The 18,650-nt window shown below is 64.5% G+C and carries 17 protein-coding genes and 1 tRNA gene; 11 read left to right on the top strand and 7 right to left on the bottom strand.

What is annotated here, in order from left to right:
- Nucleotides 1-40 precede the first annotated feature (40 nt).
- From E4341_RS07450 to E4341_RS07440, 3 genes are all read left to right on the top strand, one after another.
- Nucleotides 41-130: transfer RNA gene (locus tag E4341_RS07450), tRNA-Ser, on the top strand.
- Nucleotides 131-228: 98 nt separating this feature from the next.
- On the top strand, nt 229-681 hold the full coding sequence (locus E4341_RS07445) for a DUF6538 domain-containing protein (RefSeq protein ID WP_165116297.1): 453 nt from the start codon (nt 229-231) through the stop codon (nt 679-681).
- Between the two features lie 799 nt (nt 682-1,480).
- Nucleotides 1,481-3,043, top strand: a complete 1,563-nt coding sequence (locus E4341_RS07440; protein WP_165116295.1) for a carboxylesterase/lipase family protein — start codon at nt 1,481-1,483, stop codon at nt 3,041-3,043.
- On the opposite strand, the gene E4341_RS07435 is transcribed toward E4341_RS07440, so the two are convergent.
- From E4341_RS07435 to E4341_RS07425, 3 genes are all read right to left on the bottom strand, one after another.
- On the bottom strand, nt 3,040-3,990 hold the full coding sequence (locus E4341_RS07435; RefSeq protein ID WP_240893644.1) for an alpha/beta hydrolase: 951 nt from the start codon (nt 3,988-3,990) through the stop codon (nt 3,040-3,042). The genes E4341_RS07440 and E4341_RS07435 overlap by 4 nt on opposite strands.
- A gap of 132 nt (nt 3,991-4,122) precedes the next feature.
- Nucleotides 4,123-5,409: an MFS transporter gene (locus E4341_RS07430; RefSeq protein WP_091747388.1), complete on the bottom strand. Its 1,287-nt coding sequence runs from the start codon at nt 5,407-5,409 to the stop codon at nt 4,123-4,125.
- An 87-nt stretch (nt 5,410-5,496) separates the two neighbouring features.
- Nucleotides 5,497-6,333 carry a 2-keto-4-pentenoate hydratase gene (locus E4341_RS07425; protein ID WP_240893643.1) on the bottom strand — a complete coding sequence of 279 codons (837 nt, stop codon included), beginning with the start codon at nt 6,331-6,333 and terminating at the stop codon, nt 5,497-5,499.
- A gap of 135 nt (nt 6,334-6,468) precedes the next feature.
- Here E4341_RS07425 and E4341_RS07420 point away from each other — a divergent pair, with 135 nt between their 5' ends.
- Complete coding sequence (locus E4341_RS07420; RefSeq protein WP_240893642.1) at nt 6,469-7,518, top strand: LacI family DNA-binding transcriptional regulator; 1,050 nt, start codon at nt 6,469-6,471, stop codon at nt 7,516-7,518.
- Nucleotides 7,519-7,558: 40 nt separating this feature from the next.
- On the opposite strand, the gene E4341_RS07415 is transcribed toward E4341_RS07420, so the two are convergent.
- Nucleotides 7,559-8,221: an RpiB/LacA/LacB family sugar-phosphate isomerase gene (locus E4341_RS07415; RefSeq protein ID WP_091747399.1), complete on the bottom strand. Its 663-nt coding sequence runs from the start codon at nt 8,219-8,221 to the stop codon at nt 7,559-7,561.
- Between the two features lie 171 nt (nt 8,222-8,392).
- Between E4341_RS07415 and kduI the strand changes: the two genes are divergently transcribed.
- From kduI to E4341_RS07395, 4 genes are all read left to right on the top strand, one after another.
- Nucleotides 8,393-9,238, top strand: coding sequence for a 5-dehydro-4-deoxy-D-glucuronate isomerase (gene kduI, locus E4341_RS07410; RefSeq protein WP_165118633.1), 846 nt, complete (start codon nt 8,393-8,395; stop codon nt 9,236-9,238).
- A gap of 22 nt (nt 9,239-9,260) precedes the next feature.
- Entirely contained in the window at nt 9,261-10,019 is a 759-nt protein-coding gene (gene kduD / locus E4341_RS07405; RefSeq protein WP_165116289.1) for a 2-dehydro-3-deoxy-D-gluconate 5-dehydrogenase KduD, read from the top strand.
- 21 nt (nt 10,020-10,040) lie between these two features.
- Nucleotides 10,041-11,084 (top strand): sugar kinase, encoded by a 1,044-nt coding sequence (locus E4341_RS07400; protein ID WP_165116287.1) that lies wholly within the window; start codon nt 10,041-10,043, stop codon nt 11,082-11,084.
- 158 nt (nt 11,085-11,242) lie between these two features.
- Nucleotides 11,243-12,886, top strand: a complete 1,644-nt coding sequence (locus tag E4341_RS07395; protein WP_165116285.1) for a pectate lyase — start codon at nt 11,243-11,245, stop codon at nt 12,884-12,886.
- Between the two features lie 60 nt (nt 12,887-12,946).
- On the opposite strand, the gene lldD is transcribed toward E4341_RS07395, so the two are convergent.
- From lldD to E4341_RS07380, 3 genes are read right to left on the bottom strand one after another with little or no spacing between them, the layout of a single operon-like run.
- Nucleotides 12,947-14,080 carry an FMN-dependent L-lactate dehydrogenase LldD gene (gene lldD / locus E4341_RS07390; RefSeq protein ID WP_165116283.1) on the bottom strand — a complete coding sequence of 378 codons (1,134 nt, stop codon included), beginning with the start codon at nt 14,078-14,080 and terminating at the stop codon, nt 12,947-12,949.
- A gap of 9 nt (nt 14,081-14,089) precedes the next feature.
- Complete coding sequence (locus E4341_RS07385; protein WP_165116281.1) at nt 14,090-14,851, bottom strand: SDR family NAD(P)-dependent oxidoreductase; 762 nt, start codon at nt 14,849-14,851, stop codon at nt 14,090-14,092.
- Nucleotides 14,852-14,875: 24 nt separating this feature from the next.
- On the bottom strand, nt 14,876-15,682 hold the full coding sequence (locus tag E4341_RS07380; protein ID WP_165116279.1) for an IclR family transcriptional regulator: 807 nt from the start codon (nt 15,680-15,682) through the stop codon (nt 14,876-14,878).
- Nucleotides 15,683-15,822: 140 nt separating this feature from the next.
- Here E4341_RS07380 and rhmD point away from each other — a divergent pair, with 140 nt between their 5' ends.
- The 3 genes from rhmD to E4341_RS07365 are packed head-to-tail and all read left to right on the top strand — an operon-like array spanning nt 15,823 to nt 18,647.
- Entirely contained in the window at nt 15,823-17,019 is a 1,197-nt protein-coding gene (gene rhmD, locus E4341_RS07375; protein WP_165116277.1) for an L-rhamnonate dehydratase, read from the top strand.
- A gap of 30 nt (nt 17,020-17,049) precedes the next feature.
- Nucleotides 17,050-17,898, top strand: a complete 849-nt coding sequence (locus tag E4341_RS07370; RefSeq protein WP_165116275.1) for a fumarylacetoacetate hydrolase family protein — start codon at nt 17,050-17,052, stop codon at nt 17,896-17,898.
- A complete protein-coding gene (locus tag E4341_RS07365) occupies nt 17,895-18,647 on the top strand; it encodes an SDR family NAD(P)-dependent oxidoreductase (RefSeq protein WP_165116273.1) in 753 nt (250 codons plus the stop codon). The genes E4341_RS07370 and E4341_RS07365 overlap by 4 nt, the downstream gene beginning before the upstream one ends.
- Nucleotides 18,648-18,650: the final 3 nt, after the last annotated feature.

Here is an 18,650-nt window from a genome sequence, read left to right as displayed (position 1 = left end):
TAGAGAAGCCCCTCGCTCGACCAAGCGATATCGGCGCCGCGGAGAGGTGGCAGAGTGGTCGAATGTACCGCACTCGAAATGCGGCGTGCCTGGAAGGGTACCGTGGGTTCGAATCCCACCCTCTCCGCCACCGGCTCTTTAGCGTTTTGAAATCGCTAGAGCCCTTGCCTTTCAAAGGTTTGCTGGCCTAACCCTGCTACAACAGGTGCTACAAACGAGGCGGCAACCTTGCAGGTTCCAAACCACCCCTCGCTCCATCGGCGGGGCTCCATTCTCTATTTCCGCCGCGCTGTTCCAGCCGATGTGCGCGCCGCCTTCGGAGGCAGACTGGAGGTCGTTGTGTCGCTTAAGACCGGCAGCCTTGCAGAAGCTAAACCGAAATGGGCGGCGTTATTTTCGGAGTTCGAAGTGGCGCTCGCAAAGGCCAGAAGTCCAAAAGTTGAACGGATCGTCGAGCCACCGACCCCAGAGGTCATCGACGAAGCGGTCAGAGGTTGGTGGCGGGACCATCTTCACGCCCAAGCGACAAACGATTTCGGACGAGACAACCCAGAAATCCATGATCGCATCGAGGACGACAGCCGATACGAAGGACAACTGCTTCAGACCATGCGTCCCGGTTCGAACCGTCGTCCTCCAGAACTCCAGACTGAATGGATCTTCGTGTTCTTCGCCCGCTAGTTCAAAGAAGCCCCTCCGCTCCAGCCATTTGGCTCCTGACTGAAGCTGGCGACTACAGGTGATGAGATCGAACACCTCGGGTTCCGCCATCCAGCGATGCTCCCGAGGTAGTTTTTCCTTCCACGCCTTGAACGACGCCCGCCAATCGCGGACGGCGAGGGCGTCGCCGAGGATGTGATCAGGACAGTACTCGGAGGAGGTGCCCTTCAATCGTGCCGCAATCTGGGTAGGGGTCTCGCCCCTCGAATAGGCGGCATGGAGGGTCGTATAGGGAACGTCAAATCGGCGGGCCAAGTCAGCCAGCGTTTCATCGCGTCCTTCAAACTCAATCCAGATGGTGCTCGAGGCGGAGGCCCTGCTTGGCACCCCGCAGGGACTTGCATGGCAGCACGGGCACGTACGAATAAGAAAAGCACTAAAGGCGCTTGTTGGTCGGGCCCCCAAGGTGGCTGTGCGTGTCGCCAAGTCGGGGCAAACGTACGATCACTTTGTCCGGTTCGCCGACTGGATGGAGAAACCGAGCTAACCTCTTGCTACAAAGCCTGCTACATTCTGGACTGTCAGAGATGCGTCATGCATCTGTTTTATTTAACTTTTTTTGACTGGGCGGGGTGTCCCACCCTCTCCGCCATCGGCCTGACGAAGGCCTAGGCCAAGTTCCAACATCATCGAAACGAGGCTTCGGTCTTTGTCATCGGGTTTCTGCGCCTGCACCTCGGCCTCGCAGGCATTGCGCATTGAATCGTCATGATACCGGTGTCAGGTTCACTCTTGTTGGATATCAGATGGGCGAAGAACGATGATTACGCGACGTAAGGTGCTGTTGAGCAGCTTGGCGACCGCCGGTCTGTTCTCGGCATCCTCCAGCGTGCTTGCGGCCACGGCGCCGAATCACGTGATGACCACAGCCGGGCCGGTCATCGGTCTGCGGCAGGACGGGATTAGCGTCTTCAAAGGCGTGCGATATGGGGCGCCGACGCGGCGGTTCCGGCCACCGGAGAAGCCGACGCCATGGCGCGACCCGGTTCGTGCAACACGTTACGGCGCGGCCAGTCCGCAGCGCGGCGATGAGCCGAGTCAAAGCGAAGATTGCCTGTTCCTGAACGTCTGGACGCCAGGCACCGACGCGGGTCGGCGACCGGTGATGGTCTATATCCACGGCGGCGCCTATTCGAGCGGTTCGGGATCGGACCCGCTGTATGACGGCACGCGTCTGGCGGCGCGCGGCGATGTCGTGGTGGTGACGCTGAACCACCGGCTGAATGTCTTCGGCTATGCCTATCTGGCGCGACTGGCGCCGGGGTTCGAAGATTCGGGCAACGTCGGCCAGCTGGATCTGGTCCTGGCGCTGCAGTGGGTACGAGACAACATTGCGGCGTTCGGCGGCGATCCGTCGAGGGTGATGCTGTTCGGTCAGTCCGGCGGGGGCGCCAAGATCGCCACCCTGATGGCGACGCCGGCGGCGCAAGGTCTGTTCCATCGCGCCGCGACCATGAGTGGTCAGCAGGTGACGGCGTCCGGGCCAATCAACGCCACGACGCGAGCCACGACATGGCTGAAGGCTCTGGGCCTGACGCCGGATCGGGCGGCCGAAGCGGCGACGATGCCGGTCGAGCGGCTGCTCGAAGCGCAGAGCGCCGAGGACCCGATTCTGGGCTTCGGCGGCCTGTATTTCGGGCCGGTGCTGGATTTCCGCACCCTTCCCCGCCACCCCTTCTATCCCGACGCGGCGCCGCTGGGCCGGTCGATCCCCATGATCATCGGCAACACGCGCGAAGAGACCCTGGGCTTCATGGGCAACGATCCCAAGAATGTCGGGCTGACGTGGGAGACCCTGGCGGCGCGGCTGTCGCCCGGCGTCATGCGTATCGACATCACGCCCGAAGCTGTGATCGCCGGCTATCGCGCCATGCATCCTGAGTGGTCGCCCGACCAGGTGCTGATCGCCGCGACGACAGCGGGGCGGTCCTGGCGCGGCGCGGTGATCGAGGCCGAAGAACGGGCCAAGGCTGGCGCACCCGCCTGGGTCTATCAACTCAACTTCCCTGGAGAGTTGGCCTCGGGTCGCAAGGGCGCCTTCCATACCGCCGACATCCCGCTGGTGTTCGACAATGTCGAGGCGCCCGGCTCGCGGACGCGCGGGCCGGGCGCGCAAATCATGTCGGACCGGATGAGCGACGCCTTCATCGCCCTAGCTCGCGACGGCGATCCCAACCATGCCGGACTGCCGCGCTGGGACCGCTATGAGCTGCCTCGCCGACAGACGATGTTGATGGATATCCAGCCGCGCATGGTCGACGATCCGCGCGGGGACGAGCGGGCCTTCTTCTCGGCCATTCCCTATATCCAGCCGGGAACCTAGAGCGGAAAATCCAGCCGGGCGGCCCAGGCGCGCACCAGATCGGGCCAGACCTGCGCGGGCTTGCCCTGGATCAGACGGACGCCGAAACCGTGGCCGCCTTCCTGGAACAGATGCGCCTCGGTCCGGACAGAGGCGGCTTTGAGCGCGGTCAGCAGTTGCAGGCTGTTCTCCACCGGCACGGACGCGTCGTCCATGGCGTGCAGCAGGAAGACGGGCGACGCATTCCGCCACTCCATCTGCTCCAGAGAATAGGCTGCGATCCGCTCGGCCGACGGCGTCTCGCCCAGCAGGTGCGTCCGCGATCCGGCGTGGACGTACGGGTCCGCCATGGTCGCGACCGGATACATCAGAACGGTCAGATCGAGTCGCAGGGGTGCGCTATCGGCGGCATCGACCGGTTCATAGGTCGCGTCCGTCCGGGCGCTGGCCAGCCCCGCCAGATGGCCGCCAGCCGAGGCGCCCAGTACGGCGATCTTTTGCGGATCGAAGCCAAAGTCGGCGGCGCGGCTGCGGATCAGCCGGATCGCACGCTGGGCGTCCTGCAGGGGTGCGTCGGCTCCGGCCGCCCAGCCGTCAGCCGGCAGGCGATAGCGCAGGACGAAACAGGTCGTGCCGTTGGCGGCGAAGACGCGCGCGACGTCATACCCTTCCTTGTCCAGCACAGCCCAGCGATAGCCGCCGCCGGGGATAAGAAGCATCGCCGAACCGTTCGGCCGCTCGGGGCGAAAGACGGTCAGGATCGGATCGGTCGTATACTGGGCGTAACGGTCGTGGAAGGCGGGATCGGTCGACCGCTCTGGCACGACCGGCGTGACGGTCACGCCCTGCCCGCCCGGGGCGCCGTCGGGCCATAGGCGGATGATCTCGGTTGGGTCGGCCGGACCGGCGCGGCCGCCATCCGCCACTGTCTGCGCCCTCGCCCCGGATGCGCCGACTACGGCCCCCATCGCCAGACCTAAAAGCGTCCTGCGTTCCACATCCATCACAGTTCTCTCTTCCTGAAAAGACGACGGCCGGACGATCGCTCGCCCGGCCGCAATCCTTGATGACGTCGCGGCGCTGAGCCACTCAGTCGTTCGTCAGACCTTGGCCAGTTCGTATTTCGGCGTGATCAGGTGAATGACCAGAAGCGCGATCAGATAGGCCGAGGCCGCCACGATGAAGATGGGCGTATAGGTGCCGATCTTCTCCAGGACGTAGCCGGCGTATTTGGCCATGGCCATGCCGCCGATGGCGCCCAGCATGCCGCCGATGCCGACGACCGACCCCACCGCCGAGCGGGGGAAGACATCGCCCGGCAGCGCATAGAGATTGGCCGAAAAGCCCTGGTGCGCGGCCGTCGCCAGTCCGATGATGCCGACCGCGAGCCAAAGGTTTGACGCCTCGGCCGCGAAGGCCACCGGCACGGCGCACAGGGCGCAGATCAACATGGTGATCTTGCGGGCCTTGTTGATGCTCATGCCCCTGTGCATGAAGCGCGACGACAGCCAGCCCCCGCCAACCGAGCCGATGTCGGACAGGAGATAGATGGCGACCAGCGGCGGGCCGAAGGTCTTCAGATCCAGCCCATAGGTCTTGCCCAGGAAGTCCGGCAGCCAGAACAGGAACATCCACCAGATCGGATCGATCAGGAACTTGCCCAGAGCATAGGCCCAGGTTTCCTTGACCGTCAGCAGTTTGGTCCATTTGACCTTTTCGACAACGTCGGCCGGGTCCTGCTCGATATAGGCCAGCTCAGCCGCGGACAGCTTCTTCTGCTCGCGCGGCTTGCGATAGACCAAGAGCCAGATCGGCAGCCAGATCAGGCCCAAGGCCCCGGTGATGACGAAGGCCATCTGCCAGCCGAAGGCCAGCACGAGGCCCGGAACGATCAGAGGGGTGACAATGGCGCCGATATTGGTGCCGGCGTTGAACAGGCCCGTCGCGAAGGCGCGTTCCTTCTTGGGAAACCACTCTGCGACCGCCTTGATCCCGCCAGGGAAACCGCCGGCCTCACCGACGCCAAGGACCATCCGCGCCATCATGAAGTGTGACAGATCTCGCGCCGCACCGTGCATGATATGGCCGATCTGCCAAATGCCGAAGGCGATCCCCAGCCCCCAGCGCGCGCCGATTCGGTCCATGATCCGGCCCCACAACAGGTAGGCCACGGCGTAGGACGCCTGGAACCAGAAGACGATGTCGGCATAGTCCGTTTCGGACCAGCCGAACTCGGCTGACAGTGTCGGCTTGAGGAAGCCGATCATCTGACGATCGACGTAGTTGATGACCATGGCCGCGAACAGCAGCCACATGATGATCCAACGATACTTGCCGGGGGATGGCGCCTTGATCTGGATCGGCGGCGCGACGGAGGCGTCTGACATGGTTATGAAAACCCGTTCCTGATATTCCTCGACACGTCCCTGCTCTTTTCCGTCCCTGAACGGCGGCGGGGTAGGCGTCCGATGATGTTACTGGGCTTCGGCCCTGACGACCGAACAGTGAAGTTCTGCGATACCCTTGAAGCTGCACACGGCCTCGTCGCCCGCGCGAACACGGTGGACGCCAGTGACAGCGCCGGTCGAAACCAGCGTGCCCGCCTTCAGCGGACGGCCCCAGCGCGCGCAATGTTCCAGCAAAAACCGCACGGATTCCATCGCGCCGCCCGCAAGGGACTGCGACCCTCCGGTGCCGACGCTGGCGCCATTGATCACCGTATCGACCGTGATGCCGTCCAGACGCTCGCGCCAGTTCTCGACCTCGGGACCGATCATCAGTCCGCCATTGTTGCCGAAATCGGAGGCGACCACGGCTGATCCCAGGTCGTTGATCGTCGAAAGCGGGCTGCCGGCCAGTTCGACGCCGATGAAGACCTTGTCCACGACGCCCATGGCGTCTTCGATAGTCCAATCTGTCTTGGCGGGATCCGCGTCGACGCCGATCCGAGCAATGAACTCGGCTTCAACCGCTGCAAACCCGCCCTCGATTTCGGGCAAAGGCACGACCGTGTCGCCGGGCGCCGGCCAGACATTGCGCGCGAAAATGGCGCCGGCCAGACGATGGATCCCCAGCTTCGGCTGCTGCTCGGGCGGGACACCGCCCACCTTCCAGCCCACGACCTCATCGGGAAACAGACCGATGGCGGCGTCCTGGATGGCGTAGGATTCGGCCATGTTCTGGGGAATCACGCCCGGATAGTCTGGCGTGCTGCGCGCCGCCAGACGCGCGGCGACGAACTGCTGTGCGATCGCCGCCGGATCGGCCGACAGCGCGTCGTCCTGGCTCGCAAGAGAGGGGGTCGAAGTCAAAGGTGTCGCCTCGTGAATAGGCTGCGATAAGAGCGACGAAGGAAACCGGTGTCAATGCGCTTTAACTGAGCCCCATGGCGTCGGCCGCGAGTCGCGGCTATGCCTTCAAGCTGCACACAGGGAAGGAGCCGAACCTTGGCTCAAGACGATCCGCGATCCGGCAAGCCGGGCAAGCGGGCAACCATCAACGATGTCGCCCGTGAGGCGCAGGTCTCCAAAAAGACCGTCTCGCGGGTCATCAATCAGTCGCCGTTCGTCAAGGAAGACACGCGCGAAAAGGTCAACGCCGTCATCACGGCTCTGGGTTTCACGCCTGATCCACAGGCGCGCGGCCTGGCTTTCAGGCGTTCGTTCCTGGTCGGTCTGATCTACGACAACCCCAGCCCGACCTACGTCGTGAACATGCAGCAAGGCGTGCTGGATGCGCTAAAGGGGTCCGGCCTGGAACTGGTCGTTCATCCTTGCAATCGTAACTCCCCTACCCTGCTGAAAGACATCAGAGGCTTCGTCGAGCGCCAACGTCTGTATGGCGTCATCATGCCGCCGTCGGTATCCGAGGACGAACAGGTCATCGACCTGCTGCGCGATCTCGACTGCCCCTATGTCCGCATCGCCTCGGTGGCGTTGGACGAGCCTCAGGCGATGGTGGTCACCAATGACTGGATTGGTGCGGCCGAAGCGGCGGCGCATCTGGCCGACCTGGGACACAGACGGATCGGTCTGGTGCGCGGGCCGGACCTGTTCCGGTCGTCGGCCGTGCGGGGCAAGGGGTTTCTGGACGCTCTGGCCGAGCGCGGGATCCCGCTGGATCCGGCTTACGATTTCACAGGCGCCTATACGTTCGAATCAGGCGTGGAGGCGGGACACGCCCTCTTGGCGCTGGAAACGCCGCCTACCGCCATCTTCACCCTCAACGACGACATGGCCATAGGGGTGATGCAGGCGGCGCGTGATCGCGGGCTGGAACTGCCGCGCGACCTGTCCGTCGTCGGCTTCGATGATCTGCCGATGGCGGCTCGGGTTTGGCCCAACCTGACTTCGGTGCGCCTACCGATTCGCGACATGGGACGAATGGCGGCCGAAAAGCTGCTGGCGCCGATGCGGGGAGTGGATCCAACCAAGATGCAGCAGCCGGACGTTCGACCGGCCCTGGTCGTGCGCAAGTCGGCAATTCCGGCAGTCTGAGTAGGGTCGGCGCGCGTGATCGCGCGCCGACCTGTCTGCCTCAGGCTGTTTCGAGCGCAGGCTTGGCGGCGAGAACGCCCTTCAGATAATCGCGAATGCCTTCGTCGGTGGCGTTGGCGAAGAAGTAGTCCTGGAACTTCTCGCCGGCGATGGCGGCCTTCAGCAGGTCCTGGTCCATCGTCTTCAGAACCGTCAGCATGTCGTGGCAGGTCACGGCCTTCAGGTCGCTGAGCACGCCGCGATTCTTCCGCATGATTTCGGCGCGCTCCTTGGGGTAGCCCAGGCCGCGCTCGCCTTCGAACAGCTTGCGATAGACGTCCTGCAGATTCAGTTCTGCAGCCCAGCCGAAGCCCTTGGCATAAGGCATCGAGATGGCGTTGCCGTCGTTGATCTGGCCGAACAGGAAGGCGTCGGTCGGGTCGATCACCAGACCGCAGAAGACGCCGGGCATGCTGTTGCACGCCAGCATGGAGCCCATGCCGGTTCCGCAGCCGGTGACGACGAAATCGGCCGCGCCGGAGTTCAATAGGATGCCGGTCAGGACGCCGTTCATGACGTAGGTCAGCGAGGCCTTGTCCTCGGCCGCATACATTCCATAGTGGAAGACTTCATGGCCCAGGGGTTCGGCAACGGCGGCCAGAGCGCCATGCACCGTCTCGCTTTTGGCGGCCTGGCTGTTTTCGATGATGAGAGCGATCTTCATGGGGAATCCTCAAGACGGTGGCGAAGCGATGCCGACATATGTGGACGGCGTTGGTCTAATCGATTGCATCATTATATGACACCGGTTACCTAGTCCACAGAAGGACGGGCGCAAGATCCGTCTCGGTGGCTCGCGCTGCGAGTTCCCAGGGAGACCGGCATGTACGACCCCATGTACGACAAAGTCTATCAGGCCACTCATCCCGACATGATGGACGGCGCCTCAAACCAACAACTGCGCGATCGCTATCTGATCGAGAACCTGTTCGTTCCGGGCAGGATCAGCCTCAACTATTCCCACCATGAACGGATGATCATCGGCGGCGCCACGCCGGCCGAGACGGCGCTGAGCCTGCCGACGCATTCGGAACCTCCGTCGCTTGCCGGTGCGCCATTCCTGCAGGCCCGAGAACTGGGCGTGGTCAATATCGGTGGCGCGGGTTCGATCACTGTTGACGGCGAGACCGTCAAACTGGGCTTTTGCGATGGCCTCTACGTGCCGATGGGATCGACAGACGTCAGCTTCGCTTCCCAGAACCCCGCCGAACCGGCGAAGTTCTATCTGGTCGCCACGCCCGCCCACGCCCGCTACGACCTGACAAAGATCTCGATCGACGAGGCCGTGCCGCTGGAAATGGGCGCGCTGGAGACGTCGAACGAACGGACCATCTACCAGTATGTCGTGCCGGCGAAGGTAAAGTCCTGCCAGTTACTGATGGGCGTGACGGTGCTGAAGCCCGGCTCGGTTTGGAACACCATGCCGCCTCACATCCATGACCGCCGCTCGGAAGCCTATCTGTATTTCGGCCTGGGCGGAGACGACCGAGTCTTTCACTTCATGGGCGAACCGGACAAGTCGCGCCACATCGTCATCGCCGACGGGGAGGCCGTGATCTGCCCGCCGTGGTCGATCCATACCGGCGCAGGCACTTCAAACTACACCTTCATCTGGGGCATGGGCGGCGAGAACCTTGACTACACCGACATGTACAAACTCGACATCTGCCAGCTGAAGTAATCAGGACAAGAGGAAGAAAAGCATGAGCAATCCATTCGACCTGACCGGCAAGGTCGCGCTGGTGACCGGCGGCAATGTGGGCCTGGGCCAAGGCATCGCCCTGGCTTTGGCTGAGGCTGGCGCCGACATCGTCTCGGTCGCCTTGTCGGACTCCGACGACACGGTCGCCAAGGTGCAGGCGATGGGTCGTCGCGCCCACGCCATCAGCGCCGACCTGACCTCGATCGAGCCGGTCGAACGCGTTGTTCAGGAAGCTTTGGCTACCATGGGTCGTATCGACATCCTGGTGAACAACGCCGGCCTGATTCGCCGCGCCGACGCCGTCGACTTCACCGAGGCCGACTGGGACCTAGTGATGAACATCAATCTGAAGACCGTCTTCTTCATGAGCCAGGCGGTCGCCCGCCTGTTCATCAAACAGGGCGACGGCGGCAAGATCATCAACATCGCCTCCATGCTGTCCTTCCAGGGCGGGATCCGCGTGCCGTCATACACCGCGTCCAAATCGGGCGTCGCCGGCCTGACCAAGCTGATGGCCAACGAGTGGGCGCCCCACGGCATCACCGCCAACGCCATAGCCCCAGGCTATTTCGCCACCGCCAACACCCAGGCTCTGCGCGAGGACCCGGTCCGTTCGGCCGAGATCCTGGGCCGTATCCCGGCCGGGCGCTGGGGCGAGCCGTCGGACCTGGGCGGCGCGGCCGTCTTCCTAGCCAGCCGGGCCTCCGACTACGTCCAGGGCGCCATCCTGCCGGTCGACGGCGGCTGGCAGGCGCGCTGATCCGGAGCTAGCGTTGCGATCATGACCCAGGCTGCATCTTCCCGGCGCATCCTCTGCTTCGGCGAGATGCTGCTGCGGTTTTCGCCCAACGCCAACGAACTGCTGATGCAGTCGCCTGCCCTGACCGTGCGTCCCGCCGGCGCCGAGGCCAATGTCGCCGTGTCGCTGGCCCGCTTCGGCGCGCCGACCGGCATGGCGACGGTCCTGGCCGACAATGCGCTGGGCCGTGGCGTGCGTGACGAGGTGCGCAAGCACGGGGTCGACACCTCTCAGGTCGTCTTCAAACCCGGCCGCATGGGTCTGTATTTCCTGACGCCCGGCGCTGTGCGTCGTCCGTCGGAAGTCCTCTACGACCGCGCCGGATCGGCCTTCGTCGAACATGTCGATACGGCCTTCGACTGGGACCAACTTCTGGACGGCGTGGAGTGGCTGCACGCCTCGGGCGTGACCCCGGCGACGGGGCCGAATGGCTCGGCCGCCGCCGTCGCCATCATCGAGGCCGCCGTCCGCAAGGGCGTGAAGGTCAGCTACGACGGCAACTTCCGCGGCAAGTTGTGGGAACAATGGGATGGCGATCCCCCGGCCACGCTCGGCAAGATGCTGGCCGGCGCCACGGTCGCCTTCGCGGATGACCGCGACTTCGCCCTGGTGCTGAAGACGACATTCGTCAGCCCCGACCCGGCCGTGCGCCGTCGTGAAGCCGCCAAGGCCGCCTTCGCCGCCTTCTCGCGCCTGCAACGCATCGCCTGCACCCTTCGCGTTCAGGATAGCGTCGCCGACCAGGCCTTGTCGGCTGTCATGCTGACCCGCAATGGCGACGACGTGATCGAAACCAAAGCCGAGGCCATTCACATGGCCGGCGTCGTGGACCGGGTCGGCGGCGGCGACGCCTTCGCCTCCGGCGTGCTGTTTGGCCTGTGGAGCGGCTGGTCGGATCAAGAGACCCTCGACTTCGGCCTCGCCGCCGCCGGCTTGAAACATTCCGTGCCCGGCGACTTCAACCTGTTCACCGCCGACGAGGTGCGCGCCGCCATGGGCGACGGCGGGTTCGATATCCGCCGGTGAGGCTGCGAACATTGAGAGTGGGAGGAGGCCGCATGGAGAAGTCCATGCGGTCTTTTTCAGTGGCGCCATAGGCTAGGAAACCGGTGTCAATCATGCTTCAGTGACGGTTCGAAACGGTCGCAAGAAACCGTGCGAGAGAGGTCACATCAGGAGTTCCCATGTCCGTCACGTCCATGAACCGCCGCGCCCTTCTGGCCGCCGGCACCGCCGCCACCTTCGTCGCCGCGTCCGGCCCCGTCCTGGCCCAGGCTTCGCCAGGGCGCGCCGCCATTCTGGACACCATGAAGCGCGCCGCTCGGTTCATGAGCGAAGAGGCCGCCGTCGAGGGCGGCTATGTCTGGCAGTATCTTCCCGACTTCTCGCGCCGTTGGGGCGAGCTCGAGGCCAACCCGACCATGATCTGGGTCCAGCCTCCCGGCACCGCGACCGTGGGTCATCTGTTCCTGGACGCCTATCATGCCACCGGCGACGCGTTTTATTATGAAGCGGCCAAGAAGGCTGCAGACGCTCTGATCAAGGGCCAGCACCCGCTGGGCGGCTGGAATTACGTGATCGACACCGCCGGCGAGGAGTCGCTGAAGCAGTGGTACGGCACGGTCGCCGCCAACGCCTGGCGGTTGGAGGAATTCCACCACTACTACGGCAACGCGACCTTCGACGACGCGGGGACAGCCGAGGCGTCGCAACTGTTGCTGCGGATCTACCTTGAGAAGAAGGATCGCAAATATTTGGCGCCGCTGAACAAGGCGATCAGCTTCGTGCTGGAAAGCCAGTACGAGAACGGCGGCTGGCCCCAGCGCTATCCGTTCGTCGAGAACGGCGGCCTGCACGGCCATGCCGACTACACGCCTTATATCACCTTCAACGACGACGTGGCCGGCGAGAACCTGGAGTTCCTAATCTACGCCTATCACGGCCTGGCGCGAAACGGCCGGGGCGATGCGAGGATCCTGGACGCCATCAATCGCGGCATGGACATCTTCGTGAAGACCCAGCAGCCGCAGCCTCAACCCGCCTGGGGCCTGCAACACTTCCCCGACACGCTGAAGCCGGCGGGCGCCCGGACCATCGAGCCCCAAGCCTTCGTCACCCACACGACCGGCACCAACATCAAGTCGATGATGGGCTTCTATCGCCTGACGGGCGACCGCAAGTATCTGGCCCGCCTGCCCGAGGCGATGGACTGGCTGGATCAGGTCGCGGCCAAGCCGCCGCTGAACACGCCGGGCCGCACGCATCCGACCTTCATCCTGGAAGGCGCCAACACCCCGATCTACATCCACCGGCGCGGGTCCAACATCGCCAACGGCCAGTACTACGCCGACGACAACCCCACCAATCTGATCGTCCACTACGGTTCGTTCCGCAATGTGGACACCCCGGCCCTGCGCGCGGAGTACGCGCGTCTGTCGGCCATGCCGGTCGATGAGGCCACGCGCGGGTCGCCGCTGAAGGCGCGCCCCGGCTCGCTAAATCTGCCCAAGTACTTCACGCTTCAGGATGTGGACGTGTGGGACATGTCCAGCGATGCTCGTCGCCCGACCGCGCCTCACGCCGGTCGCGCGGCCGAAGTCATGGCCGGGCTGAATGCGCGCGGCTATTGGCCCACGCCGCTGACCACGACGTCAAACCCGTACAAGGGCCCCTCCCCCACCGCCGTAACAGGCGGCGAATACCAGATGACCCGCGTCGGCGACCTGTGGGACACCTCGCCTTACAATACCGACTTCCCGGTGGAGGGCGTCTCCACCTCGGTCTTCATCCGCAACATGGGCGATCTGATCGAGTCGTTGGGGGCTTAGGACTTGCGAAGATGTGCTTTGTCCCCGCTTTCGTGGCGGGGATAACGCACTGATCCTGCGTCAGATCGCCAGCATCTCGCGGGTCATGCCCGCGATCGACTTGGCCCCGGTCAGGGTCATGGCGACGCGTATTTCCTTTTCGAACAGATCCAGCAGGTTTTCGACCCCCGCCTGGCCCTTCGCCGCCAGGGCGTAGATGAAGGCCCGGCCCAGCAGGACAGCGTCGGCGCCCAGGGCGATGGCGCGGACCACGTCCAAACCGTTGCGGATACCCGAATCCACCAGAATCTTCAGGTCGCCCTGCACCACATCGGCGATGGGGGGCAAGGCGCGGGCCGACGACAGCACGCCGTCCAACTGACGCCCGCCGTGATTCGACACCACGATGGCGTCTGCGCCGAAGCTGACGGCATCGCGGGCGTCTTGCGGATCCAGGATGCCCTTGATGACCATCGGCCCGTCCCAGAAATCGCGGATCCATTGCAGGTCCTTCCACGAAATCGAGGGATCGAAATTATTGGCCAGCCAGCCGATGTAGTCGGCAAGACCCGTCGGCTTGCCCAGATAGGCCGAGACATTGCCAAGGTCGTGCGGCGTGCCGCGCAGCCCGACATCCCAGGCCCAAACCGGATGGGTCATCGCCTGGACCATGCGGCAAATCTCGGCATTGGGCCCGCTCATGCCCGAATGGGCGTCGCGATAGCGAGCGCCCGGCGTCGGCATATCGACGGTGAAGACCAGGGTCTTCACCCCCGCCGCCCTGGCCCGCTCCAGCGCATTCTTCATGAAGCCGCGATCGCGCAGCACATAGAGCTGGAACCACATCGGCCGGTCGATGGCCGGCGCCACCTCCTCGATCGGGCAGACCGAGACGGTGGACAGGGTGAAGGGCACGCCGCGCGAGGCCGCCGCCTTGGCCGCCTGCACCTCGCCCCGGCGCGCGTACATGCCGGTCAGGCCAACGGGCGCCAGGATGATCGGCAGACGCAGCGTTTTATCGAACAGCTTGGTCTCAAGGCTGAGGGTGGTCATGTCCTGCAGCACGCGCTGGCGAAGCGCGATGGCCTGCCAGTCCTCGACGTTGCGGCGCAGGGTCTGCTCGGCATAGGCGCCGCCGTCGATGTAGTGGAACAAGAAGGGCGGCAGCTTGCGTCGCGCGGCCTCGCGGTAATCGCCCGGCGAAGAGATGATCACGCGCCCGCCCTACTGGAAGTTGGCGAAGGCGCCGCCGTCGACCAGCAGCGCCGCGCCTGACATATAGCCCGCCATGTCCGAGGCCAAGAAGGCGACGACCGAGGCGATGTCCTCCGGTCGGCCGAGACGCCCCAGCGGGATGCGGCTCTCCATGTATTCACGCTTCTTCGGATCGGCGAGGTCGTCCTTGTTGATGTCGGTGGCGATGGTGCCGGGCAGGATCGAGTTGCAGCGGATGCCGTAACGGCCCAGGGCGACGGCGCAGGACTGCATCAGGCTGTGCACCCCTGCCTTAGTTGGCGTGTAGTGGGTCTGCATCTCGCCGCCGACTAGGGCCGAGATCGAACTGATGGCGACGATGGCTCCACCCTCCCCCTGCTTCACCATCTGATTGGCCGCCGCCTGCACCATGTAATAGGCGCCATGCAGATTGACCTCCATCGTCCGGCGCAGAGTCTCGACCGGCATGTCGAGGAAGGCGTGGAACGGACAGATGCCGGCGTTCGAGACGAAGACGTCCACCCGGCCCAGCGCCTGAACGGCGGCGGCGACGAAGGCTGCGGCGCTCTCAGGCTGGGCCACGTCGCCATCGACGGCGATGGCCCGGCGGCCCAGGGCCTCGATCTCGGCGACCACCTCGGCTGCGGCCGTCTCGTCTCTGAAGGTATTCAGGGCGACATCAGCGCCTTGGCGCGCGGCTTCGATCGCCGTCGCCCGTCCGATACCCCGCGATGCGCCCGTGATCAGGACGACCTTGTTCTCAAGCAGCATGCGCGCTCCGGCGATGGTTCGATTTCAGGGTTTGGGCGACCAGCCCAGGTCGGCGCTGATCGCGTTGGCGGCCTCGGTGACGGTCTTTGTCAGCTCGGTCATCCGGGCGTCCGACATATATTGCGCAGCGGAAGACACGCTGAGCGCGGCGACGATCTGACCGTTCACCGAACGGACCGGCGCGGCGACGCAACGGATCTGATCCTCGTTCTCTTCCAGGTCGAAGGCGTAGCCCTTCTGGGCGTAGCCATGCATCCGCTCCAGCCAGACGGCGCGGGCGGATGAGTCATAGGTCGCGCCCGGCTCGGCGTAGAAGTCGATCCAGTCCGCCTCGGTCTTGTCCAGGATCAGCGCCTTGCCCAGGCCGGTCGAGGCGATCGGATGACGTTCGCCCAGGCGGGAGCCGATGTTGATCCGCCTGCGCCCCGCCACCTTGTCCAGATAAAGCGCATGGCGGCCGTCCAGCACGCCCAGATGCACCGTGTCGTCCGTCTGGGCCGACAGCTGTTCCAGCCAGGGCCGAGCCACGCGCGGCAGATGCATCTGCTGGCTGGCGGCGTGGCCCAACTCCAGCAGCTTCGGTCCAAGAGAATAGCCTTCACGCGGGCGGAACGACAGCAGGCGACGCTCGACCAGGGCCGAGGCAAGACGGTGTGTGGTACTGCGGGTCAGATCCAGCTTTTCGGAAAGCTCCGCCAAGGGCAGAGAGCCCTCGATCAGGGCGTCGATGACGTCCAGACCACGCAGCAGTGTCTGGCTGCCGGACGCCTTGGCGCCGACCTCTTCATCCCCATCGACCTGTGCGGTCTTGATTGACGGCGTTCGTCCCATTTCGTAACCCTCATTCTCAGAATGTAGCAAAACGCGCAAGTCGCTCCTCTACACGGACCTGACTTTGACGCTGCGCACGGAGGAACGCCAGTGAAATCCCGCATTATGGGAGCAAATCACCAATCCTTGGTGATGGCGCGATGAGCCGCCTGCCCCGCATCAAACACGTCCGCGCCTTCGTCGTGAAAAACGACGGCACGGGCGGCGGCGCCGATTACCACGATCAGGGCGACGGCCACTGGATCGACGACCACATCGCCACTCCCATGGCGAAATACCCCGAGTACCGCCAGAGCCGCCGCAGCTTCGGCATCAATGTGCTGGGCACATTGGTCGTCGAGATCGAGGCCGAGAACGGCGTGGTCGGATTTGCGGTGACGACCGGCGGCGAACCCGCCGCCTATATCGTCGAGAAACACCTGGCCCGCTTCCTCGAAGGGCGCGATCCGTCCGAGGTCGAGAAGATCTGGGACCAGATGTATTTCTCGACCCAGTATTATGGCCGAAAAGGTCTGGTGGTGAACGCCATCTCCGGCGTGGATCTGGCGCTGTGGGACCTGCTGGGCCGTCTGCGTCAGGAGCCGGTTTTCGCCATGCTGGGCGGGGCGGTGCGCGACGAACTGACCTTCTACGCCACCGGTGCGCGGCCCGACAAAGCCAAGGAACTGGGCTTCATCGGCGGGAAGATGCCCCTGCACCACGGCCCGGCCGAGGGCGAGGAAGGCCTGCACAAGAACATCGCTGAACTCGCAGCCATGCGGAACGCCTGCGGCGACGATTTTTGGCTGATGTTCGACTGCTGGATGGCGCTGGACCTGAACTACGCCACGCGGCTGGCTCAGGAGGCCCACAAGCTGGGTCTGAAGTGGATCGAGGAGGCGCTCAGCCCCGACGACTACTGGGGCTATCAGGCGCTGAAGAAGAACGCTCCCAGGGGGATGCTGGTCACGACCGGCGAGCATGAGGCCACCCGCTGGGGCTTCCGCATGCTCTTGGAGATGGAATGCTGCGACATCATCCAGCCGGACGTGGGCTGGTGCGGCGGCGTCACCGAACTGCAGAAGATCTCCGCCCTGGCGGACGCCAAGGGCGTGCTGATGATCCCTCATGGCTCGTCGGTCTATTCCTACCACTTCGTGGTGACGCGCCATAACAGCCCGTTCGCCGAGTTCCTGATGATGGCCCCCGGCGCCGACGAAGTCGTGCCGATGTTCCATCCGCAACTGATCGGCGAACCCGTCCCCGTAAACGGCCGCCTGAAGGTTCCCGATACGCCCGGCTTCGGCGTCGAACTGAACCGCGACATCGCCCTGCATCGCCCCTACGCGCGCCCCTAACTTCGCCAAGACGAAAGCTCCTCCGCCACTATGAAACTGCTGCGTTACGGCCCCAAGGGCCAAGAAAAGCCGGGCACGCTGGACGCCGAGGGGCGCATTCGCGACCTGTCGGGATACATCGCCGACATCACACCGGACCAACTGTATGGCCCCGCACTTGAGGCGCTGAAGGCCATCGATCCGACCACCCTGCCCTTGGTCGAGGGCCAGCCTCGCTACGGCGTGCCGATCAATGGCGTGCGCAAATTCCTGGCCATCGGCCTGAACTTCGCCGACCACGCAGCCGAATCCAATTTGCCGATCCCCGAAGAGCCGGTGCTGTTCACCAAAGCCATTACCTGTCTGAACGGGCCGAACGACGACGTGGTCATCCCGCGCGGCTCGGAAAAGACCGACTGGGAGGTCGAGCTGGGCATCGTCATCGGCAAGCCCGCCTCCTACGTCACCAAGGCCGAGGCTTTGGATCACGTGGCCGGCTATGTCCTGATCAACGACGTGTCCGAGCGCGCCTATCAGACCGAGCGCGGCGGCACCTGGGACAAGGGCAAGGGCTGTGACACCTTCGGCCCTGTCGGCCCCTGGCTGGTGACAACCGACGAGGTCGGTGACGTGCAGGACCTGGACATGTGGCTGGATCTGAACGGCAAGCGCATGCAGACCGGCAATACCAAAACCATGATCTTCGGCGTCGCCGAGATCGTGTCCTATCTGTCGGAGTTCATGACGCTGGAGCCTGGCGACCTGATCACCACCGGCACCCCGCCTGGCGTGGGCCTGGGCCAGAAGCCGCCGCTCTATCTCAAGGCTGGCGACACGGTCCGTCTGGGCATCCAGAAGCTGGGTGAACAGGGTCAGACCTTCGTAGAGTGGACCCGATGAGCGCCTACCGGGATCGGTTCGCGGGCCGCACCGCCGTCGTCACCGGCGGCGCCTCCGGCCTAGGCAAGGCCGCCGCCGCCCGCATCGTCGCCGAGGGCGGCAAGGTCGTGCTGTGGGACCTCAACGCTGAGGCGCTGACGGCCGCCGCCGCCGACGTCGGGGCCGTTCGTGTGATCGCCCTAGACGTTGCCGACCCTGACGCCGTCGCCGCCGCCGCCGCCGCCTCGGCTCAGGCGCTGGATGGCCGCATCGACATCCTGGTCGCCTCGGCCGGCATCACCGGCGCCACCGTCCCGGTGCATCAGTTTCCGATCGACAGTTGGAAGCGGGTCGTCGACATCAATCTGAACGGCGTCTTCTACTGCTCGCGCGCCATCGTGCCCTTCATGCTCGCCCATGGTTACGGTCGGATTGTCAATGTCGCCTCGGTCGCGGGCAAGGAAGGCAATCCCAATGCCTCAGCCTATTCCGCCTCAAAGGCCGGTGTGATCGGATTCACCAAGTCGCTGGGGAAGGAACTGGCCGGCAAGGGCGTGGTCGCCAACAGCCTGACCCCCGCCACCTTCGAAAGCCCCATCCTGGAGCAACTGCCCCAGAGCCAGGTCGATTATATGCGCTCCAAAATCCCCATGGGACGCTTGGGCGAGGTCGAGGAGAGCGCCGCCATGGTCTGCTTCATGGCCTCCGAAGAATGCAGCTTCACCACCGCCTCGACGTTCGACACGTCGGGCGGCAGAACGACCTATTAGGAC

Origin of the sequence: Brevundimonas sp. 'scallop', assembly GCF_011045535.1 — a bacterium.
GTDB lineage: Bacteria > Pseudomonadota > Alphaproteobacteria > Caulobacterales > Caulobacteraceae > Brevundimonas > Brevundimonas vesicularis.
The sequence above is the reverse complement of the archived record's forward strand: the minus strand, read 5'-3'. Positions and strand labels throughout refer to the sequence as shown.

Bases quoted from the DNA above. Each gene is read 5' to 3' on its own strand.
- E4341_RS07365 (WP_165116273.1), top strand. From the start codon at position 17,895: ATGAGCGCCTACCGGGATCGGTTCGCGGGCCGCACCGCCGTCGTCACC.
- E4341_RS07380 (WP_165116279.1), bottom strand. From the start codon at position 15,682: ATGGGACGAACGCCGTCAATCAAGACCGCACAGGTCGATGGGGATGAA.
- E4341_RS07400 (WP_165116287.1), top strand. From the start codon at position 10,041: ATGACCCAGGCTGCATCTTCCCGGCGCATCCTCTGCTTCGGCGAGATG.
- rhmD (WP_165116277.1), top strand. From the start codon at position 15,823: ATGAGCCGCCTGCCCCGCATCAAACACGTCCGCGCCTTCGTCGTGAAA.
- E4341_RS07435 (WP_240893644.1), bottom strand. From the start codon at position 3,990: ATGGGGGCCGTAGTCGGCGCATCCGGGGCGAGGGCGCAGACAGTGGCG.
- E4341_RS07370 (WP_165116275.1), top strand. From the start codon at position 17,050: ATGAAACTGCTGCGTTACGGCCCCAAGGGCCAAGAAAAGCCGGGCACG.
- kduI (WP_165118633.1), top strand. From the start codon at position 8,393: ATGTACGACAAAGTCTATCAGGCCACTCATCCCGACATGATGGACGGC.
- E4341_RS07415 (WP_091747399.1), bottom strand. From the start codon at position 8,221: ATGAAGATCGCTCTCATCATCGAAAACAGCCAGGCCGCCAAAAGCGAG.
- E4341_RS07440 (WP_165116295.1), top strand. From the start codon at position 1,481: ATGATTACGCGACGTAAGGTGCTGTTGAGCAGCTTGGCGACCGCCGGT.
- kduD (WP_165116289.1), top strand. From the start codon at position 9,261: ATGAGCAATCCATTCGACCTGACCGGCAAGGTCGCGCTGGTGACCGGC.
- E4341_RS07395 (WP_165116285.1), top strand. From the start codon at position 11,243: ATGTCCGTCACGTCCATGAACCGCCGCGCCCTTCTGGCCGCCGGCACC.
- E4341_RS07385 (WP_165116281.1), bottom strand. From the start codon at position 14,851: ATGCTGCTTGAGAACAAGGTCGTCCTGATCACGGGCGCATCGCGGGGT.
- E4341_RS07430 (WP_091747388.1), bottom strand. From the start codon at position 5,409: ATGTCAGACGCCTCCGTCGCGCCGCCGATCCAGATCAAGGCGCCATCC.